The 26,974-nt window shown below is 70.0% G+C and carries 27 protein-coding genes; 17 read left to right on the top strand and 10 right to left on the bottom strand.

Going from position 1 to position 26,974, the window contains the following annotated elements; all coding sequences use genetic code 11:
- Positions 1-271 precede the first annotated feature (271 nt).
- The 6 genes from JAV51_RS01830 to JAV51_RS01805 all read left to right on the top strand — a co-directional run bounded on the left by JAV51_RS01830 (position 272) and on the right by JAV51_RS01805 (position 6,499).
- Positions 272-3,463, top strand: coding sequence for a nitrate- and nitrite sensing domain-containing protein (locus JAV51_RS01830; RefSeq protein WP_197318808.1), 3,192 nt, complete (start codon positions 272-274; stop codon positions 3,461-3,463).
- A gap of 3 nt (positions 3,464-3,466) precedes the next feature.
- Positions 3,467-3,922: a roadblock/LC7 domain-containing protein gene (locus JAV51_RS01825; protein ID WP_005441445.1), complete on the top strand. Its 456-nt coding sequence runs from the start codon at positions 3,467-3,469 to the stop codon at positions 3,920-3,922.
- A 102-nt stretch (positions 3,923-4,024) separates the two neighbouring features.
- Positions 4,025-4,816, top strand: a complete 792-nt coding sequence (locus JAV51_RS01820; protein WP_197318807.1) for a DUF742 domain-containing protein — start codon at positions 4,025-4,027, stop codon at positions 4,814-4,816.
- Positions 4,797-5,405 (top strand): ATP/GTP-binding protein, encoded by a 609-nt coding sequence (locus JAV51_RS01815; RefSeq protein WP_197318806.1) that lies wholly within the window; start codon positions 4,797-4,799, stop codon positions 5,403-5,405. Before JAV51_RS01820 ends, JAV51_RS01815 begins: the two co-directional genes overlap by 20 nt.
- 112 nt (positions 5,406-5,517) lie before the next feature.
- A complete protein-coding gene (locus JAV51_RS01810) occupies positions 5,518-5,937 on the top strand; it encodes a roadblock/LC7 domain-containing protein (protein WP_197318805.1) in 420 nt (139 codons plus the stop codon).
- Complete coding sequence (locus JAV51_RS01805; RefSeq protein ID WP_197318804.1) at positions 5,930-6,499, top strand: DUF742 domain-containing protein; 570 nt, start codon at positions 5,930-5,932, stop codon at positions 6,497-6,499. The genes JAV51_RS01810 and JAV51_RS01805 overlap by 8 nt, the downstream gene beginning before the upstream one ends.
- Before the next feature lie 116 nt (positions 6,500-6,615).
- Here JAV51_RS01805 and JAV51_RS01800 read toward each other — a convergent pair whose 3' ends face one another.
- Positions 6,616-8,865 (bottom strand): helicase-associated domain-containing protein, encoded by a 2,250-nt coding sequence (locus tag JAV51_RS01800; protein ID WP_197318803.1) that lies wholly within the window; start codon positions 8,863-8,865, stop codon positions 6,616-6,618.
- A 76-nt stretch (positions 8,866-8,941) separates the two neighbouring features.
- Between JAV51_RS01800 and JAV51_RS01795 the strand changes: the two genes are divergently transcribed.
- The 4 genes from JAV51_RS01795 to JAV51_RS01780 all read left to right on the top strand — a co-directional run bounded on the left by JAV51_RS01795 (position 8,942) and on the right by JAV51_RS01780 (position 12,103).
- Complete coding sequence (locus JAV51_RS01795) at positions 8,942-9,127, top strand: hypothetical protein (RefSeq protein ID WP_197318802.1); 186 nt, start codon at positions 8,942-8,944, stop codon at positions 9,125-9,127.
- A gap of 107 nt (positions 9,128-9,234) precedes the next feature.
- Positions 9,235-10,635: an NAD-dependent malic enzyme gene (locus tag JAV51_RS01790; protein ID WP_197318801.1), complete on the top strand. Its 1,401-nt coding sequence runs from the start codon at positions 9,235-9,237 to the stop codon at positions 10,633-10,635.
- Positions 10,632-11,141, top strand: a complete 510-nt coding sequence (gene moaC / locus JAV51_RS01785) for a cyclic pyranopterin monophosphate synthase MoaC (RefSeq protein WP_197318800.1) — start codon at positions 10,632-10,634, stop codon at positions 11,139-11,141. Before JAV51_RS01790 ends, moaC begins: the two co-directional genes overlap by 4 nt.
- Positions 11,138-12,103: a molybdenum cofactor biosynthesis protein MoaE gene (locus JAV51_RS01780; protein WP_197318799.1), complete on the top strand. Its 966-nt coding sequence runs from the start codon at positions 11,138-11,140 to the stop codon at positions 12,101-12,103. Before moaC ends, JAV51_RS01780 begins: the two co-directional genes overlap by 4 nt.
- A gap of 148 nt (positions 12,104-12,251) precedes the next feature.
- Here JAV51_RS01780 and JAV51_RS01775 read toward each other — a convergent pair whose 3' ends face one another.
- From JAV51_RS01775 to moaA, 3 genes are all read right to left on the bottom strand, one after another.
- The gene (locus tag JAV51_RS01775) at positions 12,252-12,914 is read right to left on the bottom strand and encodes a transglycosylase family protein (RefSeq protein WP_231641048.1); all 663 of its coding nucleotides are present in this window, start codon (positions 12,912-12,914) and stop codon (positions 12,252-12,254) included.
- A 668-nt stretch (positions 12,915-13,582) separates the two neighbouring features.
- Positions 13,583-13,891, bottom strand: a complete 309-nt coding sequence (locus tag JAV51_RS01770; RefSeq protein WP_197318798.1) for a MoaD/ThiS family protein — start codon at positions 13,889-13,891, stop codon at positions 13,583-13,585.
- A 30-nt stretch (positions 13,892-13,921) separates the two neighbouring features.
- Positions 13,922-14,986 (bottom strand): GTP 3',8-cyclase MoaA, encoded by a 1,065-nt coding sequence (moaA, locus tag JAV51_RS01765; protein WP_197318797.1) that lies wholly within the window; start codon positions 14,984-14,986, stop codon positions 13,922-13,924.
- A gap of 100 nt (positions 14,987-15,086) precedes the next feature.
- On the opposite strand from moaA, the gene JAV51_RS01760 reads away from it, so the two are divergent.
- The 6 genes from JAV51_RS01760 to JAV51_RS01735 are packed head-to-tail and all read left to right on the top strand — an operon-like array spanning position 15,087 to position 19,906.
- Positions 15,087-15,503, top strand: a complete 417-nt coding sequence (locus JAV51_RS01760; RefSeq protein ID WP_197318796.1) for a molybdopterin-binding protein — start codon at positions 15,087-15,089, stop codon at positions 15,501-15,503.
- Positions 15,500-16,273, top strand: coding sequence for a molybdate ABC transporter substrate-binding protein (gene modA / locus JAV51_RS01755; protein ID WP_197318795.1), 774 nt, complete (start codon positions 15,500-15,502; stop codon positions 16,271-16,273). The genes JAV51_RS01760 and modA overlap by 4 nt, the downstream gene beginning before the upstream one ends.
- 31 nt (positions 16,274-16,304) lie before the next feature.
- Positions 16,305-17,081 (top strand): ABC transporter permease, encoded by a 777-nt coding sequence (locus JAV51_RS01750; protein ID WP_197318922.1) that lies wholly within the window; start codon positions 16,305-16,307, stop codon positions 17,079-17,081.
- A complete protein-coding gene (locus JAV51_RS01745; RefSeq protein ID WP_197318794.1) occupies positions 17,078-18,208 on the top strand; it encodes a sulfate/molybdate ABC transporter ATP-binding protein in 1,131 nt (376 codons plus the stop codon). Before JAV51_RS01750 ends, JAV51_RS01745 begins: the two co-directional genes overlap by 4 nt.
- A 5-nt stretch (positions 18,209-18,213) precedes the next feature.
- Entirely contained in the window at positions 18,214-19,038 is an 825-nt protein-coding gene (locus JAV51_RS01740) for an HAD-IIA family hydrolase (RefSeq protein WP_197318793.1), read from the top strand.
- Between the two features lie 37 nt (positions 19,039-19,075).
- Positions 19,076-19,906 carry a metallophosphoesterase gene (locus tag JAV51_RS01735; RefSeq protein ID WP_197318792.1) on the top strand — a complete coding sequence of 277 codons (831 nt, stop codon included), beginning with the start codon at positions 19,076-19,078 and terminating at the stop codon, positions 19,904-19,906.
- Here the strand turns inward: JAV51_RS01735 and JAV51_RS01730 are convergent.
- Genes JAV51_RS01730 through JAV51_RS01720 form a run of 3 tightly spaced genes read right to left on the bottom strand, consistent with a single transcriptional unit; the run spans position 19,890 to position 22,460 of the window.
- Positions 19,890-21,524, bottom strand: a complete 1,635-nt coding sequence (locus JAV51_RS01730; protein ID WP_197318791.1) for an ATP-dependent DNA helicase RecQ — start codon at positions 21,522-21,524, stop codon at positions 19,890-19,892. The genes JAV51_RS01735 and JAV51_RS01730 overlap by 17 nt on opposite strands.
- A 46-nt stretch (positions 21,525-21,570) precedes the next feature.
- Complete coding sequence (locus JAV51_RS01725; RefSeq protein WP_197318790.1) at positions 21,571-22,089, bottom strand: SRPBCC family protein; 519 nt, start codon at positions 22,087-22,089, stop codon at positions 21,571-21,573.
- Positions 22,086-22,460, bottom strand: a complete 375-nt coding sequence (locus JAV51_RS01720) for a YccF domain-containing protein (protein ID WP_197318789.1) — start codon at positions 22,458-22,460, stop codon at positions 22,086-22,088. Before JAV51_RS01720 ends, JAV51_RS01725 begins: the two co-directional genes overlap by 4 nt.
- Before the next feature lie 103 nt (positions 22,461-22,563).
- On the opposite strand from JAV51_RS01720, the gene JAV51_RS01715 reads away from it, so the two are divergent.
- Complete coding sequence (locus tag JAV51_RS01715; RefSeq protein ID WP_197318788.1) at positions 22,564-24,201, top strand: AMP-binding protein; 1,638 nt, start codon at positions 22,564-22,566, stop codon at positions 24,199-24,201.
- Here the strand turns inward: JAV51_RS01715 and JAV51_RS01710 are convergent.
- From JAV51_RS01710 to JAV51_RS01700, 3 genes are all read right to left on the bottom strand, one after another.
- Entirely contained in the window at positions 24,198-25,235 is a 1,038-nt protein-coding gene (locus JAV51_RS01710) for an ion channel (RefSeq protein WP_197318787.1), read from the bottom strand. The two genes, JAV51_RS01715 and JAV51_RS01710, sit on opposite strands and share 4 nt — an antisense overlap.
- 117 nt (positions 25,236-25,352) lie before the next feature.
- Positions 25,353-26,321 (bottom strand): R2-like ligand-binding oxidase, encoded by a 969-nt coding sequence (locus JAV51_RS01705; protein ID WP_197318786.1) that lies wholly within the window; start codon positions 26,319-26,321, stop codon positions 25,353-25,355.
- Complete coding sequence (locus JAV51_RS01700; protein WP_005466423.1) at positions 26,293-26,952, bottom strand: TetR family transcriptional regulator; 660 nt, start codon at positions 26,950-26,952, stop codon at positions 26,293-26,295. Before JAV51_RS01700 ends, JAV51_RS01705 begins: the two co-directional genes overlap by 29 nt.
- Between the last annotated feature and the right edge of the window lie 22 nt (positions 26,953-26,974).

The following is a 26,974-nucleotide window of genomic DNA, read 5'->3' as shown; positions in this document are numbered from 1 at the left end:
ATTCTGTGTCTCAACTGGGGTGGCGGAACACCGAAGTAGTGACGGATAGATGACTGTTTGGTGTAAACCAGGTCGACCACGTCGGCCAGGTCGACGTTTCGGTGTGCTGATCGGCCCTTCGAGGATTGACCCATCTGGGGGGCTCCCGGCATGCTTCCGCTGCCTGGTCACCATGGCGGTGACCGACGTCGCGTGAACGTGCACGGTGAGTGACAAGTGCTCGGCCAAGACGCCGGCAACATCCGGCTCGGACAATGATGGTGGTAAAGCGGTGCCCAAGACTGAGACCGCGGACGGGGATGGGCTGGGAGCCGACAAGGATGAGGCCCGGAGCCAGGAGGAGTCGTCGGCGCGTCAGGACGCGACCGAATCCTCCGACGTCGGCTCCGAGGTCACGACGTCTCGGTGGCGGCTGAGCAACTGGCCGCTCCGTTACAAGCTCGCGGTCGTTTTGATCATTCCGCTGTTGACCGCGCTCGTTTTCGGCAGCCTTCGTGCTGTCTCGGAGTTGAGCGACGCCGGTGACTTCGACGACACGGTCACCCAGGTCGAGGTGGCGCAGCAGGTGACGGCTCTGGTGCACGAGCTCCAGAAGGAACGCACCCTGCAGGCCATCGACATGTCGTCCGACTGGGTCGACGCGCAGACCGTCAACGACCAGACGAGCAAGGTGAACGACGAGGTCAACCGGTTGCGCGAGCTGCTCGCCGAACGGGACCTCGGTGACGACGAACTGCAGCAGACCTACGAGCGGGCGATCCAGCGACTCGATGCCCTCGACCCACTCCGCGCGAAGATCAACAGCACGAACATTCCCGCGCTGACTGTCCACAGCATCTACAACTCGATCCTCGAACCGCTGGTGAACCTCGGCCGGACGGTGAACCTGTCGGTGACCGACCGCGAGCTGCTGCGGCGCGGCACCACGGTGCAGGCGATCACCGAGGCGAAGGAACACACCGCGCGCGAGAACGCGACACTGCAGATCGCGGCCGGGAACAACGCGTTCGTCGCCGACCTGCTCTCCCGCTCCCTCGCGTCGCAGGCGAGTGCGAAGGCGGCCGTCGGCAACTTCCAGTCGAACGCCACGCTCGGCGAGCAGCAGCGCTACTCCGCCGTCGTGTCCGGTGCGGAGGTCGACAACCGCGCTCGCATCATCGGTACCGCCTACGCCTCGTTCGACCGGCCCGAGGGCCTGAGCATCAGCTCGCGGCAGCTCTTCTCCGACAGCACCGCGACCGTGGACATGATGCGCACGATGGAGCGCGAGTTGCTCGCCGGGCTGCGTGCGCACGCCGAGACGTTGTCCAGCCAGGCGAGCCAGGCCGCGTGGATCTTCATCGGTCTGATGATCGCGACGCTGGTGGCGACCGTCGCTCTGACGCTGTTGGTGGCGAGGGCGCTGACCCGGCCGCTGCGCACGCTGCGGTCGAGCGCGCTGGAGGTCGCCTACGTCCGACTGCCCGAGACGGTGCGTCGGATCCTCGCGGACCCCAACCCGATGGACGCGTCCCGCGACGCCGTCACGCCCGTCCCTGTGCACACGCGCGAGGAGATCGGCGAAGTGGCGCGGTCGTTCGACGTCGTCCACGAGCGGGCCATCCGCCTCGCGGCCGAACAAGCGCTGTTGCGCGAGAACGTCAACGGCATCTTCGTCAACCTGTCGCGTCGGAGCCAGCGCCTCGTGGAGCGCCAGCTCGGCATCATCGACCGGCTGGAGTCCGACGAGCAGGACCCGGACCAGTTGGCGAGCCTGTTCGAGCTCGACCACCTCGCGACCCGGTTGCGCCGTAACGGTGAGAGCCTGCTGGTGCTCTCGGGCGCCGGTCTCACGAAGACGATGTCGAAGCCGGTGCCCGCGGCCGACGTGATCGGTGCGGCCGTGTCGGAGATCGAGCAGTACGCGAGGGTGGAGCTGGGCACCATCCCCGAGGTGTCCGTGCAGGGGCGTGCCGTGCACGACCTGGTGCACCTGCTCGCCGAGCTGCTCGACAACGCGACCTACTTCTCCGAGCCCGACACCAAGATCAGTGTCCGGGCGGTGGTCACCCGTCGCACCTCGTTGGCCGTGCAGATCACCGACCGTGGTGTGGGCATGTCGGAGCAGCAGCTCGCCGAGGCCAACGAGCGCCTCGCCGACCCGCCGGACCTGGATGTGTCGGTGACCCGCCGAATGGGTCTGTACGTGGTGGCGCGACTGGCCAAGCGGCACGGCATCGAGGTGCGCCTGCGCGAGAACGAGGACATCGAGGGTGGTGTGATCGCTCGCGTCGTCGTTCCGAGCGAGCTGCTCACCGGTGCGTCGTCGATGACGTCGCTGCCCTCGGCGGCCCCCGCCGCTCCGCGCGAGAGCCGGGCCGAGGTGTCATCGCCGTCCTTCGTGGACACTCCGCCTCCTGCGGGGGTGCCGCCGCTTCCCGCACCGCGCAAGCCGTCGGTGGACGCCGACCGTGCGACTCCGCCGCCTGCGCCACCGGCACCGGCACCGTCGGCGCCGCCCGCACCCCCGGAGCCGGAGGAACCGGATTCGCAGCCCGACTCCGGCGGTTCCCACGTGGAGAACGGGTTGCGGCCACTGGACCAGCCCATCAGTCTCGACGACCTCGTCGGTGGCACCGGCAAGGCGGCGGGACCGTTCGTCAGCCCGGCGCCGCCGGAACCCGTGCAGGAGCCCGCGACCGAGCTCGTGCAGCCGGCACCGCCCACCGGATCGGAAGAGCCGCAGTGGCCGGTCGAGTCGCCGGACGGCGACGACGACCAGGTCGTCGGGGCGGCCGAGGCGACCGGCTACGCCCCCGCGGGCTCGCCGGTTTCGCCGAACGAGGAGACGCGCTACGTCCCGAGGGACGCGGACTCGGGGCCCGCGCCGTCGGTCGGCGGCGACGGCAGCGCGCTGGAGGACGATGTACCTACCAGGAGGCTGCCGATCTACCAGTCGGTGCTGTCGCGGTGGTTCAGTGAGGAAGAGCCCCTCGACGAGGACGGTGCCGACGACAACGGTGCGGGCGAGGCCTGGGGTGCCCAGCCCGGTTCGGTGTCCGAATCGGACTCGGCCGAGGCAGGCGATGCCCCGGTGAAGGCGGACGAGCCGGAGAACACCGCGCCCAGCTCCCAGGACACGGGGTGGCACAGCGTCTCCGACAGCGGTTGGCAGGCCGCTCACGCTCTGCTTGAGGACAAGCACGAGGAAGTGACTCCCGCCGGTCTGCCCAAGCGTGTGCCCAACGCATACTTGGTGCCGGGTTCGGTCTCTTCGAGTAGGGGCAACGCGTTCGCCGACACCACTGTCGGGGAGCCCGGACGCAGTGCCGTCGCCAGATCGGCCGAGGCGGCGCGCAACCGTATGAAGAGCTTCCAGCGTGGCTACCAGAGCGGTCGCCACGCGCTCAAGGAGCCGTCGGCCCAGAGGGAGCAGTACGACGAGACGGGCAACGACACCCGTCACAACGGGGCGAAGGAGTAGAAGTTGACACGCGCGGGTTCAGCGCATCCGGGTGCGCCGAAAAAGGGCAACTCCGGACAGCAAGGCAGCTTCGCTTGGCTCATCACCGACTTCGTGCACCGGGTTCCCGGTGCCGCCCACGCCGTGGTCGTCTCGGCGGACGGGTTGCTGTTGGCGGCGTCGCGTGGCCTGCCCAAGGACAGGGCCGATCAACTCGCCGCGGTCGCGTCGGGGCTCACCAGCCTGGCGCGAGGTGCCGCGCAGGTGTTCGAGGGCGGTCCCGTCGCGCAGACCGTCGTCGAGATGGCTAACGGGTTCCTGTTCCTGATGTCGGTGTCCGACGGGTCGTGCCTCGCGGTGCTCGGTGCGCCCGACAGCGACATCGGGCTCGTTGTCTACGAGATGACGTTGCTCGTGGACCGGGTCGGACAGCAGATGACTCCGGAGTTGCGGGCCCAGTTGCAGGGGTCGCGCCGGTAGAGCGGACACGGGTTCGCACGACCCGAGACGCGCTTCGACAGTTGGCAGTTGCAGTAACCGTGAGACAACGCAGTTCGGTGACAACACACTGAGGAGACCGCCGTGGATACCGGGCACTCACGAGGTGATCGACGGCTCGACAGAGACCGTGTGACTGGGGGTTGGCCGAGCGAGCCGGAGGGCGCGGCTCTCCCGGGCCGTGCGGGCCGGGGACGACGCCCGTCGCGACGGGTCGACGATCCGCTCGACACCGGGGAGTGGTTGCGTTCCGGCGGCCTCGACTCCCCGGGGCCGTCGGATTTCGACCTCTCCGACTACGGCCGTTCCTCGTTGTTCTCCGGTCCCGGTGCCGAGCTGTACGGGATGGGTGGCGGCGGGTTCGCCGACGAGACCTCGTCGAACTACGCCGACGACGGTTATGGTCGTGCGTACGACACCGGCACCCATGAAACGGGCTCGTACCGTTCCTACGACGCGGGCCCTGCCTCCGGTGAGTTGTCGCGGCCCTCGGCCTACGATCACAGGGCCGCGGAACCGGAGGAGCCGGAGGAGTCGTCGGGTCTCGTCCGTCCGTACTTCCGCACCAGGGGCCGGACGAAGCCGGACTACGACCTGGCCATCGAAGCGCTGATCTCGACCAGCGAGCGGGGCAGGCGGCTGGAGCGGGTGCGCGTGCCCGAGCACCGTTCCATCTGCGGGCTGTGCCTGGACACCAGGTCGGTCGCCGAAGTCGCTGCGCTGCTGAAGATGCCGCTCGGTGTCGTGCGAATCCTCGTTGGTGACGTAGCCGGTCTTGGTCTAGTGCTCGTGCACTCCGCCTCGTCCTCCATGGTGGGAGACCGGCCCAGTATCGAGTTCATGGAAAGGGTTCTCAGTGGGCTTCGGAGAATTTGACGCGTCCGCTGCTCCGCCGGCGGCGTCAGGCCCGACCCAGTCGGCCAAGATCGTGGTCGCCGGTGGTTTCGGTGTCGGGAAGACGACGCTCGTCGGGGCTGTGTCGGAGATCGATCCTCTGACCACCGAGGCGTCGATGACCGAAGCGAGCGTGTCGGTCGACGACCTCTCGCAGACGCCGAACAAGATGACCACCACGGTCGCGATGGACTTCGGCAGGATCACGCTGGACTCCGACCTGGTGCTGTACATCTTCGGCACGCCGGGCCAGCATCGTTTCTGGTTCATGTGGGACGACCTCGCGCACGGTGCGATCGGCGCCGTCGTCATGGTCGACACCAGACGGCTCGCGGACGCGTTCCCGTCCATCGACTTCTTCGAGAACCGCAAGCTGCCCTACGTCGTGGCGATCAACTGTTTCGACCGACTGCTGCACCACCAGATCGAGGATGTCCGCCACGCGCTGACCATCTCGCCCTCGGTTCCGATCATGGCCTGCGACGCCCGTGATCGGGAGTCGGCCAAGCAGGTGCTCATCTCGATCGTCCAGCACGCCATCGCCCACGACACGGCGCTGCGGGCGGGGTGATGCGTTGGGCCACCGGCGTGATTGAGCCTGGCGGTCGGGGGAATTGGGCTCGACAGGATTGACCGGGCTAATAGTCTTGCCGCGACAGCGGGGCGGCAGGCTAGGAGGGACTGTGACCGCATCGGCCCACAAGGGCAGCTTCGGTTGGCTGATCACGGATTTCGTGCGCCGGGTACCGGGAGCAGCGCACGCCGTCGTGGTGTCGGCCGACGGTCTGCTGCTCGCGAACTCGCATGGGCTGCCCGTGGCACGCGCGGAGCAACTGTCGGCGGTCGCGTCCGGTCTCGTGTCGTTGACGCACGGGGCCTCCCGGTGCTTCGACGGCGGTGCGGTGAACCAGACCGTCGTCGAGATGGAGAACGGGTACCTGTTCCTCATGTCGATCAGCGACGGTTCGTGCCTGGCCGTGCTCGCGTCCCCCGGTGCCGACATCGGCACGGTGGCCTACGAGATGACCCTGCTCGTCGACCGGGTGGGACAGCAACTCACGCCCGAACTGCGGGCGCGGCTCTCGGGCGGCGTGCGTGGCTGAGGGCGTGGACGAGTGGGAGGCGCTCAACAAGCCCACCGACAGAGAAGCGTTCGACCAGCCCAGCAAGTTCGACCTGAGCTCGGTCTCCGGAGTCACCCAGCTCGCACGGCGAGTGCGTGACCAGTCGGGTTCGACACTGCCGGCGGGTGGGCCCAGAGCGGCCCGCCCACCGGCAGGTGTCCCGGCCCAGCCGAGGACGGCGACGGCGCCCCCGCACTTCACACATCGGTCGCTGGTGCGGCCGTACGCCCGCACCGGTGGCCGGACGAAGCCGGCCAAGGACCTGGCGCTCGAAGCTCTGGTGGTGACCACCGAGAGCGGCAGGCGTTACGAGGGCGTCGTGTCGCCGGAACAGCGGTTCATCTGCGACCTCTGCGTGGACGTGCACTCGGTGGCCGAGATCGCGGCGTTCGCCCGGTTGCCGCTGGGCGTGGTGAAGGTGCTGGTGGACGATCTCTCCGAGACCCGAGCGGTGGAGATCCAGCGCCCGGGCTTCGTCCTGGCCGACCGAGGCTCGCGCGACTTCATGCAGCGCATCCTGAACGGCCTGCGCTCCCTGTAACACCGTGTCCGCGAGTTGCGCACTCGTGTCCGCGAGCTGCGCACTCGTGTCCGCGAGTTGCGCACACGAGTCCGCGAGTCGCGCACAGGTGTCCGCAGTTGCCGGACGCCGTGCGGTCAGTCCTCCACGAGCGCGGCCGACGTGATGCGGTGCAACGGATACCGCTCGCCCGTGGCCGTCTCCAACATCCCGGCGCCGACGCGCACGGGGGTGAGCACCCGCTGGGTCGCGGTGCCGTGCGAGTCCACGAAGCCGATCCAGACCTCCCGCCGCTCCCGGGCGGCGTTCGACAGCAGTGCCATCGTGGCCGACGTGTCGGCACCGCCACCAGCGGGCAGCCGCACCATCGACCCCTTCCGGCTGCGGGCGGCCTTGTCACCGGCACGGACGTGAGCCACGACGGCCGTGAGCTGGTCCGCTCCCAGCGGGCCGAGGCGACTCGGCTCCAGCCGCCGAGTCTGCCGCGCCCGAGCGGGAATGCGCCGTCCGCTCGGCCGGAGGTCGACGATCCTGCCGTCCGGTCCCTCCGCGGCGGGGGCGAACCCGGCCGCGCGCAACGCGTCCAGCACCTCGGCCAAGGGGAACGGGCTGACGATCACGGTCGGTGCGATGCGGCGGAGTTCCAGCTCGGCGGCTGCCGGGGTGCGCAGGACCTCGGTGATCAGCACCTCGTCGTCGCAGCGCAGGAACGACGACGCGACCCCGCCGCGCAGGCGGCCGTGGCGTCGGGCGACGTCGTCGATGAGGTACGACAGCGACTGCGGCACCGGAGTGCGTGACCGGGTGCGGAAGAGTTCGTGCAGTTCGTCGGCGGTACGACCGGTGTCGAGCGCGCGACGGACCGACGCCTCGCTGACGCGGTACATCGTGGCGTGTCCGGCCGACTCGACGTCGGCCACCGCCTCGATCATGCGCGCGAGGTCCGGCTCCAGCGGACCGGGCGCGACGACCGTGAGGTCGGCCTGCACGAGGACGTGATCCACCGGCTGGGGCAGTGCGTCCGCCATCGCCGCGGCCGCGCCGTGCTGGTCGCCGTCCAGGAGTGCGCCTCCGGCGGTGGTGAGGGCGCCGAGTGCCACGACGCCGAGGGCGGTGGCCTCCGACATCGTGTCGCGCACGGCGTCGTCGCGGCTGCGCCCACCTTTGCGCGGTGCTCGCCAGGCCAGGAGCGTGACGAGGTCGTCGACCGACATCCCCGCCCCCGTGGGGAGTTCCGCGAGCGTGTCCAGCACGCGTCGACGCAGGACGGGAGCCAGCGGCCGCCGCAGTTCCTCCGACAGCGGCACCACGATTTTGTCGCGCGCGTCCCGCTCACCCGCGAGCCCGGGCATCCGGGGGAGGTCCAACCACGCCTGGGCCAGCATCAGCCAGCGTCCCGAGGGTGGGCTGGACAGCCAGGAGTCGGTCAGCACGGTGGGCACCCACTCCGGCGAGGTGCTCTCGTCCGACGCGGCGAGTCCGGCTCCGACGACGAGTTCGACCAGCAGCGTGGCACGGCGTTCGTCGACGTCCAGCTCGCGGGCGAGTCGACGCAGTTCCCGCACGCCGAGCCCACCGGACTTCAGCACCGGCGGCGGTTGGTGCGACCACGCGCGCAGCAACGTCTCGGTGTGGCGGAGGAACTCCATCGCCTCGCCCGCCGCGACGGCGTCGACGCGGGCACTGTCGTGGTGGTCGAGCCGCGGGTCGGGTTCCGTGAGCGCGGAGCGGTCGAAGACGACTCCGCCACGCAGGTGCAGGCCCACCTCGCGGGGGAGTTCCACGGTCTGCGGGTCGCGCCGCAGGAGCAGCCCCCGGGCCAGCAGCTTCTGCACCGGCGTCGTGGCCTCGTCCAAAGGCATGTCGGTGGCCGCGTCGCGGGTGCGTCCGAGCGGCGACCCGCTGGACAGTGTGGACAGCAGCGCCCGTTCGTCGTCCCCGATCTCGGTGAGCCGGGCGGCCACCGACGTGTCGTCGAGGTCGACCAGCTCGGCGGACGAGGCTCCGAGCCCGGCGGGGAAGGGACCGAACACCTCGCGCGCGGCGGCGGGCACGCGCACGGCGTCGTCGGGTCCCCATGCCAGCGCGAGGGACCGAAGCCGGTCGAGGGCCTTCGGCGGGACGAGCGGCAGGAGTCGGGCGAGGTCGTCGGCGGGGACGGGCGCGGTGTCGGCCCCGGCCACCAGCAACGTCTCCAGGACGGCGAGGGTCCCGTTGTCGAGGTTCTCGCAGGCCCGGGCCACCGAGCCGGCTGTCTCGGCGCGGGTGGCGAGGACGTCGGAGTTGGCGGGGGGAGGGGTGGCGAGATCGCGCCGGGCGCGCAACAGATCGGCCAGCGCGTCGTCAGGCAGGGAACGCAGCCAGTCCGCGAGCGAGGAGGCGGCCATCGTCACCACCATATCCTTCGGCCCCCGGCATCGGGCACACTATGGTCAGTCGTTTGGTGAGTACAGGGAGGACGACGTGGCCAAGGCCGACAAGGACAAGCTGCGGAATCGGATCGACCCGGAGTGGCCGGACGCCGAGCACGCGGTCACCGAACTGGCGGCCGACCGCCAGGGGGCGCTCTCGCCGTTCGGCGAGGTGAAGTTCCCGCTCGACAAGGTGCCGTACGTGCACCCCGAGACGGAGATCAACAAGTCGGCCTGACCTCGCAGAGGTTACTGACGAGTCACCCATCCGGCCGAATGTGACCTCCCGCATGCGGATACGCTTTTCCGCGTATCCAGCGCCAGTTTCGATGCGGGGGGAGACCCATGCCCGTTCCCGGTCCCGGTTACTCGATCACCGTGCGACTGGAGGCACCGCCGTCGGCGAGCGCGGCAGGTGACCTCACCACAGCCGTCGGCCGGGTGGGTGGCGTCCTCACCGCGTTCGACATCGTCGAGTCCCGCCCCGACTCGATCCTCGTCGACATCACCGCCAACGTGGCGTCGGCCGAGCATGCCGACGACATCACCAAGGCGCTCGACGAGCTGCCCGGCGTGCACGTGCGGAAGGTGTCCGACCGCACGTTCCTGATGCACCTCGGCGGCAAGCTGGAGGTCACTCCCAAGGTCGCGTTGCGTAACCGCGACGATCTCTCCCGCGCCTACACCCCGGGTGTCGCCCGCGTGTGCCAGGCCATCGCGGCGAACCCGGACGACGCGCGCAGGCTGACCATCAAGCGCAACACCGTCGCCGTCGTCACCGACGGGTCGGCGGTGCTGGGACTCGGCAACATCGGGCCCGCCGCCGCGCTGCCGGTGATGGAGGGCAAGGCGGCGCTGTTCAAGAAGTTCGCCGACGTCGACGCCTGGCCGGTGTGCCTGGACACCCAGGACACCGAAGAGATCATCCGGACGGTGAAGGCGCTCGCACCGGTCTACGCGGGCATCAATCTGGAGGACATCGCCGCGCCGCGGTGCTTCGAGATCGAGCGTCGGCTGCGTGAGCAGCTCGACATCCCGGTGTTCCACGATGACCAGCACGGCACCGCGATCGTCGTGGTCGCGGCGCTGCGCAACGCGTTGCGCGTCGTGAAGAAGCCCATCGAGGACTGCCGCATCGTGGTCAGCGGTGTCGGCGCGGCGGGATCGGCGATCATCCGCCTGCTCATGCGGAAGAACCCCGGTGACATCGTCGCCGTCGACATCGACGGCATCGTGCACCCCGAGCGGCCGAACCTCGACGACAACCTCCGCTGGATCGCCGAGCACACGAACGCGAAGCGGCAGTCCGGCTCCCTGCACGACGCGCTGGTCGGAGCCGACGTGTTCATCGGTGTCTCCGCGCCCAACCTCTTCGGGGCCGAACAGGTGGAGACGATGGCCGACGACCCGATCGTCTTCGCGTTGGCCAACCCGGACCCGGAGATCGACCCGCTGGAGGCGCAGCGGCACGCCGCCGTCGTGGCGACCGGCCGCAGCGACTACCCGAACCAGATCAACAACGTGCTGGCCTTCCCCGGGGTGTTCCGCGGGCTGCTCGACGCGCAGGCCCACAAGATCGACGACGAGATGCTGCTGGCCGCGGCCGACGCGATCGCCGACGTCGTGGACGACCGGCTGAACGCCTCCTACATCGTGCCCAGCGTGTTCGACGCCGCCGTGGCCCCGGCAGTGGCCGACGCCGTCAAGGCCGCCTCGCGGAGGCACGAAGTAGTCTCGGGTGCGTGAGTGAACTGAGCCACGTCGACCACTCGGGCACCGCCCGGATGGTCGACGTCTCCGCGAAGGACGTCACCGCGCGCACGGCTGTCGCGACCGGCACCGTGCACACGACCGCCGAGGTCCTCGGCCTCCTGGCCGAGGGCGGTCTGCCGAAGGGCGACGCGCTGGCCACGGCCCGTATCGCGGGCATCATGGGTGCCAAGCGCACGTCCGAGCTGATTCCCCTGTGCCATCAGATCGCGCTCACCAAGGTGGACGTCGACTTCGAGCTCGGGGTCGACACCGTGGGGATCACCGCCCTCGCCAGGACGAGCGATCGCACCGGGGTCGAGATGGAGGCGCTGACCGCCGTCGCCGTCGCCGGACTCGCCCTTCACGACATGATCAAGGCCGTCGATCCGGAGGCGACTCTCGACGGGGTGCGATTGGTGCGCAAGGAAGGCGGGAAGTCCGGCCTGTGGCAGCGCGCCGATGCGGGCGCACGCCAGGACGGGACCCAGGAGGACGCATGAGCCGGACCGCGCGAGTGATCGTGGCGTCGAACCGGGCTGCGGCAGGGATCTATCCCGATCGCACGGGACCGATCATCGAGGAGTGGCTCCAGCGGCGTGGGTTCGAGGTGCCGCAACCGCAGGTCGTCCCCGACGGCGAGCCGGTCGCCGAGGCGTTGCGGGAGTGCGTGGCCGCGGACGTCGACCTGGTGATCACGACGGGCGGTACGGGCATCTCGCCGATGGACCGCACCCCGGAGGCCACGGCGGGCGTGCTCGACCGGGAACTGCCCGGCCTGGCGGACGCGATCCGCGCGGCGGGGCGCGAGGCCGTGCCGACGGCGATCTTGTCGCGAGGACGCGCCGGTGTCGCTGGCCGCACGCTGGTGGTGAATCTTCCCGGCTCCCGTGGCGGGGTGAACGACGGGTTGACCGTGCTGGCCGACGTGCTCGACCACGCGCTCGACCAGATCGCGGGCGGCGATCACGTGACGACGTCGTCCGCCGTGGAGGGGAGCCAGGCCCACCCGGTGACGGAGGAGAACGACAACGGCGCCGGAGTCCGGATCGCGCTGGCACACGTGACCGAGGAGCCGCTCTCGGTGGAGGAGCACGCCCGGCTGGTGGCTGACGCGAGCGCGGGAGCGGTCGTGACGTTCGGCGGCGTGGTGCGCGACCACGACGGCGGCCGCACGGTGACGGCCCTGCACTACGAAGGGCATCCGACGGCCGGGGAGGTGTTGGCGCGAGTCGTGTCCGACGTCGTGTCCTCCCGTAGCGGCGTTCGTGCGGTGGCCGTCAGCCACCGACTCGGCGACCTGTCGATCGGTGACGTCGCCCTGGCCTGCGCCGTGTCGGCCGATCACCGCGCGGAGGCGTTCGCCACGTGTTCGGACCTCGTCGACGAGGTGAAGGCCCGACTCCCGGTGTGGAAACACCAGTGGTTCGACGACGGCACCGACGAGTGGGTCAACTCGCCCTGACCTGGTCCGCCCCAGCGGGCGCGGTGGGACGGGCGACCGGTGCCGTCACCGGAGTGCTGTCCGGCGAAGGCCCCACCGCCCGGGGGACAGCGGTGGGACCTTCACCGCACGCGCGCGTCCGAGCGCGGGTGCGGGTGGCCGGAACAGCTCACTCGGTGGCGATCTTCTGGCCAACCACGATGTAGTCGGGGTCGGAGATGTAGCCGTCGTTCAGCTCGACCAGCTTCAGGTAGCCACCCTCGACCTCGTGCTCCTTCGCGATCTCGCTGAGGGTGTCGCCCTTCTTGACGACGTAGTCGCCCTCGGGGTTCGACTTCGCGATGGCCGGAGTGGAGGTCGCCTCGGGTGCCGAGGTCGGGGCGGGAGCACTCTCCTGGGTGGACTCGCCCGCGGAGTTGCCGCTGTCGCTGCTGGTGCTCGCCGCGCCATCGGTGTTGGTGCCCTGGTAGGTACCACCGTCGGAGCCACGGGCGCCGCACACCGGCCACGCGCCGATGCCCTGGCCGTCGAGAACGCGCTCGGCGATGGCGATCTGCTGCTCACGGGACGCCTCGTGAGGCATGCCCGTGCCGCCGTACGCCTGCCACGTGCTGAGGCTGAACTGCAGGCCACCGTAGTAGCCGTTGCCGGTGTTGATGCTCCAGTCGCCGCCGCTCTCGCACTCGGCGATGGCGTCCCAGTTCACGCTGTCCGCCTGGGCGGGGGTTGCAGCGATGGTGAGCGGCGCGCCGACGGCGATACCGGCGACGGCGACGCGCGCCAGGTTGCGGGACGCGGCGGACGGTTTGCGGTGCTTGCCTCGGTAAGCCATGTTGACTCGTTCGACTTCCGCACCTGCGAGGTCGCAAGGCGGACCGTAGGGCCCGGCCGATCTTCGGGGGATCGGCGACCGGCACCGGGGGATGCCGGTTCCTTCTCGTCCCAGTCCGAGAAGTTCAGTTGCTCGGGGTTTCGGTTCCGGGAGTTCCGCCGGACTGGGTTCGGCGCGCGGAATCCCGGTCGTGGTCGGTTCGGGGCCAACCGGAATGCGACGGTACGTAACCCTGAGCGTGATCGGAAATTTTTCCGGGGGTGGCCTAGGTCACAGTAACGAGACGCAACCTTTTGCGATTCTGGTATTTTCCCTGATCAGGCGGCCGTTATGATCCCGTTTCCCTTCTGAAATATTTCACCCAAAGTGAGGTCTGAGTCACCCCGGTCTAGACCGCTCTGCTCCGTTCGTGGCAGGGGCCGCCGACAGTGGTTCGGACCCTTCGAGAGTCGGTGCGGTGAAGGGAGGTCGAAGCCGCGATTCGGGTCAACCGGGCGAACGGTGGTGAACCGCCGGCGACCGGGGGTACTCCTCTTCGGACCGACAGTGATCACGGAAAGGCGTGGCGATGTCCCGGACGGGACCGGACGGCAGGGCGCGCGGCACGTGGCTCGGCGCGCGAGCCGTGTCCGTCACGTCCGTTGCGGCCGAGTGGTTCGGACCGCGGCTCAGCCGCCGGCGAAGGGCGGCAGGACGTCCAGCTCGGCACCGTCGGGCAGCGGACGGTCGACGTCACGCACCGCGACGCCGTCGAGCAGGAAGCTTGCCGCCTCGAGGATGCGACCCAACTGCTCGGAGTGGTGGGAGCGCAGCCAATCGAGCGCGTCGGCCACGGACGCCGACGGGGGAAGCTGGATGACCTCGTGGTCGGCACCCCGGGCCGCTCGGGCGGAGGCGAAGTACCGCACTCGCACCGTCACCGTGTGCCCGTCGGCCTCCGGGGACGTGTCGACCACCTCGTCGGCGCCTGTGCTCATCGACCGCTCCTTCGTCGCTGCCGGCCCGGTTCAGCCGCCGATCGCGCTCATCGGACGGATCGGCTGGGCGAAACCGGCTTCGTTGATCTCGTGTCCCGCGAGTTTGCCCCACATCGCGTCGCGCCAGGCGTCGGCGATGCGTTCGTCGTCGGCGCCCTCGCGGAGCAGGCCGCGCAGGTCTGTCTCGGTGGTGCTGAACAGGCACGAACGGACGGCGCCGTCGGCGGTGAGCCGAGTTCGCTCGCACGCCGCGCAGAACGGGCGCGTGACCGACGGGATGATGCCGACCTCTCCGGGGCCGCCGTTCACCAACCAACGCTCGGCGGGGGCGCCGCCGCGTCGGGTCGGGCTCGGCGTGAGGTCGAACTCCGTGCGCAGCAGGGCGAGGATCTCGTCGGCGGTGATCATGTCGGCGCGGCTCCAGCCGTGCTGGGCGTCGAGCGGCATCTGCTCGATGAAGCGCAGGTGGTAGCCGTGGTCGAGAGCGAATCGCAGCAGGTCGGTGGCCTGGTGGTCGTTGAGCCCCCGCATGAGCACCGCGTTGATCTTCACTGGTTCGAGGCCCGCGTCCCGGGCCGCGGCGAGGGCGTCGAGGACGTGCCGGAGGCGATCGCGTCGGGTCATCGTCGCGAACGTCTCGGGGTCGATCGTGTCGAGCGAGATGTTGATCCGGTCGAGCCCCGCGTCGGCGAAGGCACGGGCGCGCTTGGCGAAGCCCACGCCGTTGGTGGTCATCGCCAGCCTGGGACGCGGCGTCAGCGCGGCCATCCGGGCGACGAGGTCTTCGAGGTGGGGCCGCAGGAGTGGTTCACCGCCCGTGAGCCGGACGTCGGTCACGCCGAGCAGCCGCACCGCGATGTCGACGAGGCGGACGAGTTCGTCGTCGGTGAGCACCTGCTGTTGCGGCATCCAGTCGAGCCCTTCGGCGGGCATGCAGTACGTGCAGCGCAGGTTGCAGCGATCGGTCACCGAGACGCGCAAGTCGGTGGCCACGCGGCCGAAACTGTCGACGAGCGCAGGTTCGGCCGGGCGCGGCCGATCGGGGGCCGTGCGCGCGGTGGGCACCCTGGGGATGCCGAGGTCCACTCCCGTCACCATTCCCAGCCTACTGCTGGTGACGGCAAAATGAAGGGCTCGCAACCAGCGGCGCGTCGGCCGCTGTCACATTCGCAGATGCGGACTTAAGATCGCAGACGTGCCGCATTTTCGGATTTCTGAGGCTGCTCGACTGCTCGGCGTCAGCGACGACACCGTCCGTCGCTGGGTCAAGGCCGGGCTGCTCACCGAATACACCGACTCCGCGGGTCGGAAGGTTCTCGACGGAGCGGAGCTCGCGGCTTTCGCCCGACGTGAGGCGGCGGCCTCGCCCGATCCCACGGGCGTCGCGCGGTCGGCGAGGAATCGGTTCGTCGGGCTCGTCACCGACGTGGTCGCCGACACCGTGATGGCGAAGGTCGAACTGCAATGTGGCCCCAACCGGATCGTGTCCCTCATGAGTTCCGAGGCGGTGTCCGAACTCGGGCTCGAACCCGGGGTGCTGGCCGTCGCCGTGGTGAAGGCGACGCAGGTGATCGTCGAGACCCCGGTCCGTGGTCGTGGGGAGGAGCGATGACCCGGCGCTCTCGCCCCGCGCGGTCGGTCGTCGCGGCGGCCGTGCTCACGCTCGTGGTCGGCGCGGGGACGGCGTGCGGGAACGGCGCCGAGGGAGAGCGGGTGCTCACCGTGTTCGCGGCGGCCTCGTTGACCGACGTGTTCACCGAGTTGGAGCAGCGTTTCGAGCGCACTCACGACGACGTGGACGTCCGCCTGCACTTCGCGGGGTCGTCACGACTGGCGCAGCAGATCGCGGAGGGTGCTCCCGCCGACGTGTTCGCCTCCGCCGACGTCGCACCGATGCGGACGCTGGAGCGCGAGGGCCTGCTGGACGGGGCCGCCGAGGTGTTCGCGACGAACACGGTCACCATCGCGGTGCCGCGGGGCAATCCGGCGGGGATCACGCGCCTCGCCGATCTCGCCGACCCCGACGTGACCGTCGTGGTGTGCGCGCCCGCCGTACCGTGCGGGGCGGCGGCCCAGGAGGTGCAGCGACGCAGCGGGGTGGCGGTGCGCCCGGCCAGCGAGGAGGCGGACGTGCGGTCGGTGCTCACGAAGGTCGAGGTCGGTGAGGCCGATGCGGGCCTGGTGTACGCCACGGACGTCGCCGCGTCCGACGCCGTGGAGGAGGTGGCGATTCCGGAGGCGGCCGAGGTGGTGAACGGGTATCCCGTCGCGGTGCCCGTGACCGCGGAGCATCCGGAGTCGGCACGCCGGTTCGTCGAGCTGGTGCTCTCGGACGAGGGCAGGCGGGTGTTCGCGGAGGCCGGGTTTGGCCTCCCGGAGTAGGCGGCGTCGCGCGTCGGAGGTCACCACGGGCGTGCCCGCGGTGCTGTGGGTGCCCGCGATCGTGGCGCTCGCGTTGGTCGTGCTGCCGGTCGTGGGCCTCGTGACGCGGATCGACCTCGCCCGGCTGCCCGAGCTGCTCGGCACGTCGGCGTCGCTCAACGCGCTCCGGCTGTCGCTCGTCACGGCCACCGTCTCCACCGCACTGTGTGTCGTGCTCGGCGTGCCGTTGGCGGTCGTGCTTGCGAGGTCGAGGGGACGCGGGGTGCGGTGGTTGCGCGCCGTGGTGCTGTTGCCGCTGGTGCTGCCCCCGGTGGTGGGCGGGCTCGCGCTGCTGTTCCTGCTCGGCCGCAACGGCCTGCTCGGCTACCTGCTCGACGTCGTGGCCGGGGTTCGGGTGCCCTTCACGACGTCCGCGGTGGTGATCGCGCAGACGTTCGTGGCCATGCCGTTCCTCGTCGTCAGTCTCGAAGGCGCGTTGCGTGCCTCCGGGGACGGATACGAACGGGTGGCGGCCACGTTGGGGGCGGGGCCGTGGACGGTGTTCCGGCGGGTGACCGTGCCGTTGCTGTTGCCGTCGCTCGGGTCGGGCGCGGTGTTGAGCTTCGCCCGCGCGCTCGGCGAGTTCGGGGCCACGATCACCTTCGCGGGCAGCCTCGAAGGCGTCACCCGGACTCTGCCCGTGGAGGTCTACCACCAGGCCGAGGCCGACGTGGACAGTGCCGTGGCGTTGTCGTTGCTGCTGGTGGTGGTGGCCGTGCTCGTGATCGTGGTGGCGCGGCCCAGGGCGTTGGAGGGAGTGCGTTCGTGACGCTGCGGGCCGAGCTGTCGCTGCGCAGGACGACGTTCGCGCTGTCGGTGGAGTTGGAGGTACCCGACGGCGGGGTGCTGGCCGTGCTCGGACCGAACGGCGCGGGCAAGTCCACCGTGCTCTCCTGCCTGGCCGGGCTCGTGCGGGCGGACCGCGCGCGAATTCGGCTGGGCGAGCGGGTGCTGGACGACGCCGGGGTGCACGTCCCGGCACACCGGCGCGGCATCGGGCTGCTCGCCCAGAAGGCCATGCTGTTCCCGCACCTGTCGGTGCTGGACAACGTCGCGTTCGCGCCGCGGTCGCAGGGCGCCACCAGGGCGCGGGCGCGTGAGGTGGCGCGCCGATGGCTCGCCGACGTCGACGCCACCGACCTCGCCGACCGTGCGCCGGGTGAGCTGTCCGGCGGGCAGGCGCAGCGGGTCGCCCTGGCCAGGGCGCTCGCCGGAGGCCCCGACCTGTTGCTGCTCGACGAGCCGCTGGCGGCCCTCGACGTCGACGCCGCCCCCGCCGTGCGTGGGTTGCTGCGGCGGGTGCTGCGCGAGAGTGGCCGCGCGCTCACCACGGTGCTCGTCACCCACGACCCGTTGGACGCGCTGACCCTGTCCGACCGGGTCGCCGTGCTGGCGGAAGGCCGCATCGTGGAGCGGGGGCCGACCCGGGACGTGCTCGCCTCGCCCCGGACGTCGTTCACCGCCCGGCTCGCGGGGCTCAACCTGGTGACGGGCGTGGCGAGCGGGTCGGGGACGAGCGCCGCGGTGCGGACGCGCGACGGCCTGCTCTTCTTCGGGGTGCCCGCGCCCGATCTGGTCGAGGGCGACGCGGCGGTGGCGGTGTTCGAGCCGGGCGCGGTGGCGGTCCACCCTCGGGACGCGGTGGTCGGAGGGTCGCCGCGCAACGTCGTGGACGCGGTGGTGACGGCCGTCGAACCGCACGGCGCCGTGGTCCGGCTGCGGACACGCGAGGGTGTCAGCGCCGACGTCACACCCGCCTCGGTGGCCGACCTCGGTCTCGATCCCGGCACGCCCGTGCGGCTGGCCGTCAAGGCGGCGGCGGTGTCGTTGCACGCCGCCGGGGGCGACCCTGGCATCGGTCGAGCACCCGACGCGGTGGACGGCGCAATAGGCTAGGAAACATGACCGAGCAGCCCGCTCCGCGCGAGGAGTCCGAGCCGTTGCAGTGGAACTACCTCACCGACATGGACGGCGTGTTGGTGCACGAGGAACACCTCGTGCCCGGTGCGGACGAGTTCATCGACGAGTTGAGGGCGAACGGGGCGCGGTTCCTCGTGCTCACCAACAACTCGATCTACACCCCGCGCGACCTGCGGGCCCGTCTGCTGCACAGCGGCCTTGACGTGCCGGAGGAAGCCATCTGGACGTCCGCGCTGGCCACCGCGCGGTTCCTCCGTGACCAGCGGCCCGGCGGATCGGCGTTCGTGATCGGCGAGGCCGGACTGACGACGGCCCTGCACGAGGCGGGTTACGTGCTCACCGACGTGGACCCCGACTACGTGGTGCTCGGCGAGACCAGGACGTACAGCTTCACCGCGATCACCCGCGCGATCCGCCTCATCGAGCGGGGTGCGCGGTTCATCGCCACGAACCCCGACCCGACCGGCCCGAGCCGGGAGGGACTGCTCCCGGCCACCGGGTCTATAGCGGCACTCATCGAGCGCGCCACCGGTCGCTCGCCCTACTACGTCGGCAAACCGAATCCGCTGATGATGCGTTCGGCGCTGCGGGCGCTGGGTGCGCACAGCGAGCACACCGTGATGATCGGTGACCGCATGGACACCGACATCCACGCGGGGATCGAGGCCGGACTGCACACGGTTCTGGTGCTCAGCGGCATCTCCACCCGGGAGTCCGCGGAGCGCTACCCGTTCCGGCCGACCATGGTCGTCGACTCGATCGCCGATCTCGTGGGACGGACCGCCGACCCGTTCCGGGCGGGCTGATCCAGGCGGACTCGGGACCAGGGCTTATCGTCGGGGCGTGAAGGACCATCCCACGTTCGTCGTCGGCGACGTCCATGGCCACCGCGACGAGCTGGCCGACGCACTCGGTGACGCCGGCCTCGTCGACGACAACGACAACTGGACCGGGGCCGACGCCCACCTGTGGTTCCTGGGTGACTTCGTCGACCGCGGCCCCGCCGGGGTCGGCGCGATCGACCTGGTGCGGTCGCTGCAACGGCAGGCCCCGGAATCCGGTGGGTTCGTCGACAGCCTGCTCGGCAACCACGAGATCCTGCTGCTGGGCATGCACCGCTTCGGCGACACGCCCGTGCCCTCCGAGGCGGCGGGTGGCCCCGGCCGTAGCTTCGCCCGGAGCTGGGCGATCAACGGTGGGCAGCTCGCCGACCAGGACGCCCTCACCGACGAGCACATCGAGTGGTTGACGTCGCGGCGCGTCGTGGCGGTGGCCGCCGATCACCTGCTGGTGCACTCCGACACGTTGGACTACCTCGACTGGGGAGACACGGTCGACGAGATCAACGACGCCGTGCGGGACGTCCTCGTCGGGGACGACCTGGGACTGTGGTGGGACCTCTGGCGCCGGATGACGACCCGGTTCGCCTTCCGGGGGCCCGAGGGCGAGGAGGCTGCCGGCGAGCTGCTCGACCACCTCGGCGGTGAGCGCATCGTGCACGGTCACAGCGTCATCGCCGACCAGGTCGGTGTGCATCCCGTGGAACTCGACGCCCCACACCTGTACGCGGGCGGCAAGGCGCTCGGTATCGACGCGGGACTGTTCGCGGGCGGACCGTGTCTGGTCGTGGAGTTGCCCTACGAACCCGACGACGACGTCACCGCACCGGTGTGAGCAGGTCGTTCTCGCGGACGGCGGCCAGCGACAAGGTGCGGTAGCCGACCTCGTCGAACAGCACCGTCAGCCGGTCGGCCTCGTGGTTCACCACCACTCCGTGACCCCACTCGCTGTGCCGGACGGCGGTGTCGACGCCGAACTCCGTGTCGTCGGGTGGGGCGTGGTCCTCGGCGGTGCCCTGCTCGCAGGTGTCGCAGAAGCCGCAGGGCTCGTCCAGCGACTCCCCGAAGTACCCCAGCAGGAACTGCCTGCGACACGACCGGGTTTCGGCGTACTGGCGCAGCACCTCGATGCGGGAGCTGTCGAGTGCGCGCCTGCGCTCGAACTGTCGCTCGACCGCGTCCTGTGAGTCCTGTGAGTCCTGTGCGCTGCCGCCACCCTGGTAGACGAACCCGCCGTCGTCGTCGGCCTCGACGACACCGGCCTCTTCCAATAGGTTGAGGTTGTTCATGGCGCTGCGGCGGGACTGCTCGACCTCGTCGTCGACGTCGGTCGGGTTCGGGGTGCCGTCGTGGTCGCGCACCGCCTCGGCCACCTCCCGCACCTTGTCCAGGTCGAGCGAGCGCGACGTGAGGAAGCGTTGCAACCGGTAGTCCTCGGGCCGGTGCACGAGCAGGGCGTCGGCCCGCTCGCCGTCGCGGCCCGCGCGGCCGATCTGCTGGTAGTAGGAGTCGAGCGAGTCCGTGGGCGCGCTGTGGACGACGAATCGCACGTCCGGCTTGTCGATGCCCATGCCGAACGCCGACGTCGCCACCACCACGTCCAGCTCGTCCGCCATGAAGGCGTTCTGCACCCGCTCGCGCTCCTTGCGACCCAGCCCGGCGTGGAAGGCCGCCGCGCGGATGCCACGAGAGGTCAGGTCCTCGGCGAACTCCTCCGCGGTGGCTCGCGTGGGCGTGTAGACGAGGCCGGGTTTCTCGGCGTCGCTCACCCAGTCGCCCACGAGACGTCGGCGCCGATCGTCGTCGGTCACCTGGACGGCGGCGAGGTGGAGGTTCGGCCGGTCGAAGCCGGTGACGAGGCGGACCTCGTCGCGCATGCCCAGGTGGTCGACGATGTCGTCGCGCACCGGACCTCCTGCCGTGGCGGTCAGCGCGAGCACCGGCGGGCGACCCATGCGCTCGATCGCGTGGCGCAACCGTAGGTAGTCGGGCCGGAAGTCGTGACCCCACTCGGAGACGCAGTGCGCCTCGTCCACCACCACGAGCGTCGGTTGCGCCCGGGAGAGCTCGGCGAGCGTCTCCTCCTTGGCCAACTGTTCGGGGGAGAGGAACAGGTACTCGGCGTCACCGCTGCGCACCGAACGCCAAGCCTGCTTCTCCTCTCCGCTGCCCTGACTGGAGTTCACGGCGACGGCGTCGGGCACGTCCGCGTCGTCGAGGTGGTCGAGCTGGTCGTGTTGCAACGCGATGAGCGGCGACACCACCACGGTCGGGCCGGACAGCAACACGGTCGGGACCTGGTAGATCGCGGACTTGCCGGAGCCGGTGGGCATCACCGCGAGCACGTCGCGCCCGTCGAGCAGCGGCCGCATCGCGGCGAGTTGGTCGTCGGTCAGCGACCAGCCGAACGCCGACTCGGCGACCGACTGGAGATCGGTGGTGTCGTGGGGCACCCGATCGGTTTCCCGGCCTCCGGATCGGGAAAACCGGCGCGCCCGGTCAGCTCTCGGCCAGCAGTCGGATGCCGTCCAGCGTGGCTTCCATCCCGCGGCGGAGGTCGGCGAGCCGGTGCCGGACGATCGCGCTCTTCTTGTCGGGCTTCGCCTCGACCGCCAACGTGAGCCCCGACCTCGCGGGTCCGAGCCGCACCGAGTGCCGCAACGTCACGCCGTCCTCGTGAGGGGAGAGATCGAACCGCCAGGTCGCCATCGGGGCGTCCGGGCTGGCGTGGGTGTTGCCGAACCGGCCGTCCGGGTCGACCACGGCCCAGGCGAACGCGGTCGGCGGCTCCCACGCGACGACGTGCGACTCGGTGCGCCAGGTGCCGAGCACGTCGTTGTGGTTGACACCCTCGAAGCGGGCGCCCGGCGCGGGGCCGGTGGCGCCGTCCAACCAACGCACCCGCTGCAGCTCGGGACTGAACCGCGCGGGGAGTTCGATGTCGGTGACGAGCTGCCACAGTCGGTCCGTCTCGGCCCGGACGACGACCTCGCACGTGCAGTCGGCCTGTGACGTCATCGCGTCTCCACGATCTGTCGGCCCAGCGGCAGCAACGCCACGGGAAGCAGCTTGAAGTTGGCGATGCCCAACGGGATGCCGATGACGGTCGCGCACAGCACCACGCCCGTGAGGACGTGCACGATGGCGAGCCACCAGCCCGCCACGAGAAACCAGACGACGTTGCCCAGCATCGACGGGAGTCCGGCGGTGGGGCGGTCGGTGACGGTGCGGCCGAACGGCCACAGCGCGTACCGCGCGATGCGGAACGACGCGAGCCCGAACGGGATCGTCCAGATCAGGAGGCAGCACACGATGCCGGCGGCGACGTAGCCCAGCGCGAGCCAGAACCCGGACAGCACCAGCCAGATCACGTTGAGTATCGACCGCACGCCCTCATTCTTCCGCCTCGGGCGCCCGCCGTGGTGGTGGCGAGTGTGAAGTGGCTCTCACTACACTCGCGGCGAGTGTCGCGCCGTCGACGAGGAGGCCGTCATGAGCGAGTCGCTGCCGAGTTATTCCTCGGGTGTCTTCGACGTTCCGCTGCTCGGTGACACCATCGGCGACAACCTGGACCGCACGGCGCGGACGCATCCGGACCGGGACGCGCTCGTCGACCACGGCAGCGGGCGACGCTGGACCTACCGCGAGTTCGTCGCCGACGTCGACGCGCTCGCCCTCGGACTGCTCGCACGCGGGGTGGCGAAGGGCGACCGGGTGGGCATCTGGGCCCCGAACTGTCCGGAGTGGACTCTCGTGCAGTACGCGACCGCGAAGATCGGTGCCGTCCTGGTCAACATCAACCCCGCCTATCGGTCGCACGAGCTGGAGTTCGTGCTGCGGCAGGCGGGTGTGTCGGTCCTCGTCGCGGCGGAGGCGTTCAAGACCTCCGACTACGCGGGCATGATCGCCGAGGTCCGGCCCCGTTGTCCCGCGTTGCGCGACGTCGTCCTGCTCGGCAGCGACGACTGGACGTCGCTGTTCGCCGCCACGGCCGACCGGAGTGCCCTGGACCGGGCACAGGCGTCACTGAGCGCCGACGACCCGATCAACATCCAGTACACCTCGGGCACCACCGGGTTCCCGAAGGGCGCGACGCTCAGCCACCACAACATCCTGAACAACGGCTTCTTCGTCGGGGAGCTCTGCGACTACACCGAGCACGACCGGATCTGCCTTCCGGTGCCCTTCTATCACTGCTTCGGGATGGTGATGGGCAATCTCGCCGCCACGTCGCACGGAGCGTGCATGGTGGTTCCCGCTCCCGCGTTCGACCCGAAGGTGACGTTGGAGGCGGTGCAGGCCGAGCGCTGCACGTCGCTGTACGGCGTGCCCACGATGTTCATCGCCGAGCTCGCCGAACCGAGCTTCGACGACTACGACCTCAGTAGCCTGCGCACCGGCATCATGGCGGGATCGCCGTGCCCGGTGGAGGTGATGAAGCAGGTCATCGAGCGCATGGGCATGGCCGAGGTGTCGATCTGTTACGGCATGACGGAGACGTCACCGGTGTCGACGCAGACGCGCAAGGACGACTCCGTAGAACGCCGTGTGTCGACTGTGGGCCGAGTGGGGCCGCACCTGGAGGTGAAGGTCGTCGACCCCGAGACGGGCCTGACCGTGCCACGCGGAACGCCCGGAGAGCTGTGCACCCGCGGGTACTCCGTCATGCTCGGGTACTGGGACCAGCCGGACAAGACGGCCGAGGTGATCGACGCGGCCCGCTGGATGCACACCGGCGATCTCGCGGTGATGGACGACGACGGCTATGTCAGCATCACCGGACGCATCAAGGACATGGTGATCCGAGGCGGCGAGAACGTCTACCCGCGGGAGATCGAGGAGTTCCTCTACACGCACCCGGACATCCTCGACGCGCAGGTGATCGGTGTGCCCGACCCCAAGTACGGCGAGGAACTCATGGCGTGGGTGCGGATGCGCGACGGCGCCGAGCCCGTCACCGCCGAGAGCCTGCGCGAGTTCTGCACCGGCAAGCTCGCCCACTACAAGATCCCGCGTTACGTCCACGTCGTGGACGAGTTCCCCATGACCGTCACCGGCAAGATCCGCAAGGTGGAGATGCGCGAGCGGGCCGTGGAGATCCTCGGGCTCGGCTCCGCCGAGAGTTCCTAGACCCGCAACGTGCGTTCGAGCTGGTCCGGTGTGAGTGGTTCGGCCGCGATGTAGTACAGCACCGAGCCCGGCTGGAGCTTGGTGTCCGACTCGGGATTGACGTGCAGGTTCTCCCCGTCGCGGGCGGCGAGCAGCGTCGCGTTGTACCGGCTCCCGAGGGCGGTTCGGCACTGCTCCACCGTCAGCGGGCTCACCGTCTCCGGCAGGGTCATCGAGTACGTGTTGGCGCCGCCGTGCGTCATGAGTTCGGCGTAGACCTCGCCGATGCCGGGCGACTGGATTTCCTCGGTGATCATGCGGGTCGCGTGCCACTGGACGGGCTGGATGTTGCCGCTGACGTAGCCGAGCAGCGACGAGCGTTCCAGGTCTCGCAGCGTCACCACGACGTGGGCGTCGGTCGTCACGTGGTCCACGGCCAGCGTCACGGCGAGCGCCTCGTTGTCGTCACGCACGTCCACGAGCACGGTGCGGGCCCGGTGCACCCCCGCGCGTCGCAGCACGGCCGCGTCGGTGAGGTCGCCACGGACGAAGGTCACGGCCTCGCCGGGCATCGGGTGGGTGCCCACCTCGTCCCACGCGCACAGCACCAACTCGCTGTTGCTGCCGCCGTCGTCGGCGAGCAGTTCCGCCACGATCCGTTCCGTGCGGCCCGGGGTGTACCCGAGCAGCACGGTGTGGCCCGACTCGTCGACCGTGACCGAACCCTGCATCCGCTGTCCCTTCGCCTTCTCCAGTACCGATGCCAGCTTCGTGAACACCGTGGTGAGGGCGGCGATGCCGCCGACGATGACGTAGGCGCCCACGGCGTGTCCCGCCGCCGTCTCGGGGTAGAAGTCGCCGTAGCCCACGGTCGAGGCGGTGACCACGAAGTACCACCAGTAGTTCGCGGGCTGGACCAACTCGCTGCCGTCCGGCTCGGCCAACGTCATCAGCGGCCAGCTCGTGAAGAAGACGAACGCGACCACGATCACCGGAGTCAGCCACGAGGTGAGCAGCGTGAGGCGCGCCAGCAGCCTGGCGATGAAGAAGGGCACGAGAGCTCCCGTTGACAACAGCGGGTGACTGACTCGTTTCTACCAGTGGTCAACGACAGCTTGCCGACGTCGGCAGGTGAGGGTGCTCACGCCCCGCCTCACCTGCCGACGGAGGTCTCACGCGCCGCGTTCGGCGGCCTCGGCGAAGGCCTTCTCGTCCTCCCGGCCGAAGGTCTCCTCCAACTGCTCGGGGGAGTGGTCGAGGTCGATCGCCGCGACGTCGGCGCCTCGGGCCGAGGCGATCGCGCCGAGTCGCCGCTGCGCCCGATCGGCGGCGTACTGCACGAACTCGTTGTTGTCGATGCCGAACGGGTTCTCCTCGAACTGCTCGTTCACCCACTTGATCATGCCGAGGGCGTGCGGCAGTAGCTCGCCCATGCGTTGCTGCACGACCTCCCACAACGAGTCGTCGGCGGCCACGTGCCGACGACACGTGAACGTGCCCCACGCCATGTGTCGACGCTCGTCGTCGGAGATCCGTCGCACGAGTTCCTGCATCCCGGGCAGGATGCCGAGACCGGTGCAGACCTTCTGCCACGCGTAGTACCCGGTCAGCGCGAGGGAGCCCTCGATCACGTGGTGGTAGGTGACGCTCGCGCGGACCTGGTTGCGTGGGCTCGGGTCCTCGGCGAGGACGCCGAGGGAGGCGGGCAGCTCCTCGTAGAACAGCGCGCGGTAATGCGGGTTCTCGGCGACGAAGGAGTGCAGGTCGTCGGTGAGGCCGACCGCGTCCATCCACCGCCGGAACACCTCGGTGTGCTTGGCCTCCTCGAAGCAGAACTGCGTCAGGTACATCTCGTCGCCCAACCTGCCCTCGGCGGCCATCGCCTTCATGAACGGCTGGATGTCCTCGGTGACGGCTTCCTCGCCCGCCACGAACTGCGCGCACAGGTAGGTGGCCGAGCGGCGTTGGTCGTCGGTCAGGGACTGCCAGTCGGCCGCGTCGGCGCCGAAGTCGATGTCGGCCGGGTTCCAGAACTTGCGGTTGCCCTTGACGAACAGGCGCAGTGGGAACGAGTCCCAGTTCAGTCCGCCGCGGCGCAGCGACTGGAAACCGTCACGGTGCTCGGCCGGTGTCGCGGTCATGGTTTCTGTCCCTTCGGTCGCGTGCTGTCGAGATGCTCGGAGGGAACGTCGTGTCGGGGCGGAGGAGGGCAGCCACCACGGTTCGGACGTGGTCGGCCGCGTCGGTGGCGGAGCCGTGCGGCAGCACGAGGTGGCTGAGGGTGAGTCGGGCCATGGTGGTGGCGACGAACCGGGGATCGGCGAGGTCGGGGAGTTGTTCCCGCAGGTACGCCTCGGCGAGATCGGTGGCGGCGTGCAGCACGGGCTGCCCGCGTGTGGTGATCAGGGGAAGCAGGTCCTCGGCCGGGCGTGCGCCCATGACGGCGGCCACCAACCGGTTCCTGCGCGCGTGCTCGACGGTGTAGACGGTGGCGGCGTGGACGCCGGTGAGGACGTCGCCGGCCTCGTCGAGCCGATGTCGGATGCCCTCGGTGACCTCGCCGAGGATGCGCAGCACCACGGCCTGGACGAGTGCGGCCTTGTTGCCGAACTCGTTGTAGACGGTCTGTCGGCTCACGCCCACCGCCGCCGCGACGTCCGCCATACGCAGCCCGGCATACCCGCTCTCGGTCAACAACTCGGTGGTGGCGTCGAGAAGCTGTTCGCGTAGCGATGCCCGAACTCGATCCGCATGGTTCGTGATCTGCGCCATAGCTCGATCTTGACAGAATGGG

The sequence above is a fragment of the Saccharomonospora sp. NB11 genome, from assembly GCF_015910535.1.
Classification (GTDB): domain Bacteria; phylum Actinomycetota; class Actinomycetes; order Mycobacteriales; family Pseudonocardiaceae; genus Saccharomonospora.
This window is presented reverse-complemented; position numbering and strand designations above follow the sequence as displayed.

Bases quoted from the DNA above. Each gene is read 5' to 3' on its own strand.
- JAV51_RS01800 (WP_197318803.1), bottom strand. From the start codon at position 8,865: ATGGCCGCCTCCTCGCTCGCGGACTGGCTGCGTTCCCTGCCTGACGAC.
- JAV51_RS01715 (WP_197318788.1), top strand. From the start codon at position 22,564: ATGAGCGAGTCGCTGCCGAGTTATTCCTCGGGTGTCTTCGACGTTCCG.
- JAV51_RS01725 (WP_197318790.1), bottom strand. From the start codon at position 22,089: ATGACGTCACAGGCCGACTGCACGTGCGAGGTCGTCGTCCGGGCCGAG.
- JAV51_RS01700 (WP_005466423.1), bottom strand. From the start codon at position 26,952: ATGGCGCAGATCACGAACCATGCGGATCGAGTTCGGGCATCGCTACGC.
- JAV51_RS01790 (WP_197318801.1), top strand. From the start codon at position 9,235: ATGCCCGTTCCCGGTCCCGGTTACTCGATCACCGTGCGACTGGAGGCA.
- JAV51_RS01705 (WP_197318786.1), bottom strand. From the start codon at position 26,321: ATGACCGCGACACCGGCCGAGCACCGTGACGGTTTCCAGTCGCTGCGC.
- JAV51_RS01775 (WP_231641048.1), bottom strand. From the start codon at position 12,914: ATGGCTTACCGAGGCAAGCACCGCAAACCGTCCGCCGCGTCCCGCAAC.
- JAV51_RS01780 (WP_197318799.1), top strand. From the start codon at position 11,138: ATGAGCCGGACCGCGCGAGTGATCGTGGCGTCGAACCGGGCTGCGGCA.
- modA (WP_197318795.1), top strand. From the start codon at position 15,500: ATGACCCGGCGCTCTCGCCCCGCGCGGTCGGTCGTCGCGGCGGCCGTG.
- JAV51_RS01740 (WP_197318793.1), top strand. From the start codon at position 18,214: ATGACCGAGCAGCCCGCTCCGCGCGAGGAGTCCGAGCCGTTGCAGTGG.
- JAV51_RS01770 (WP_197318798.1), bottom strand. From the start codon at position 13,891: ATGAGCACAGGCGCCGACGAGGTGGTCGACACGTCCCCGGAGGCCGAC.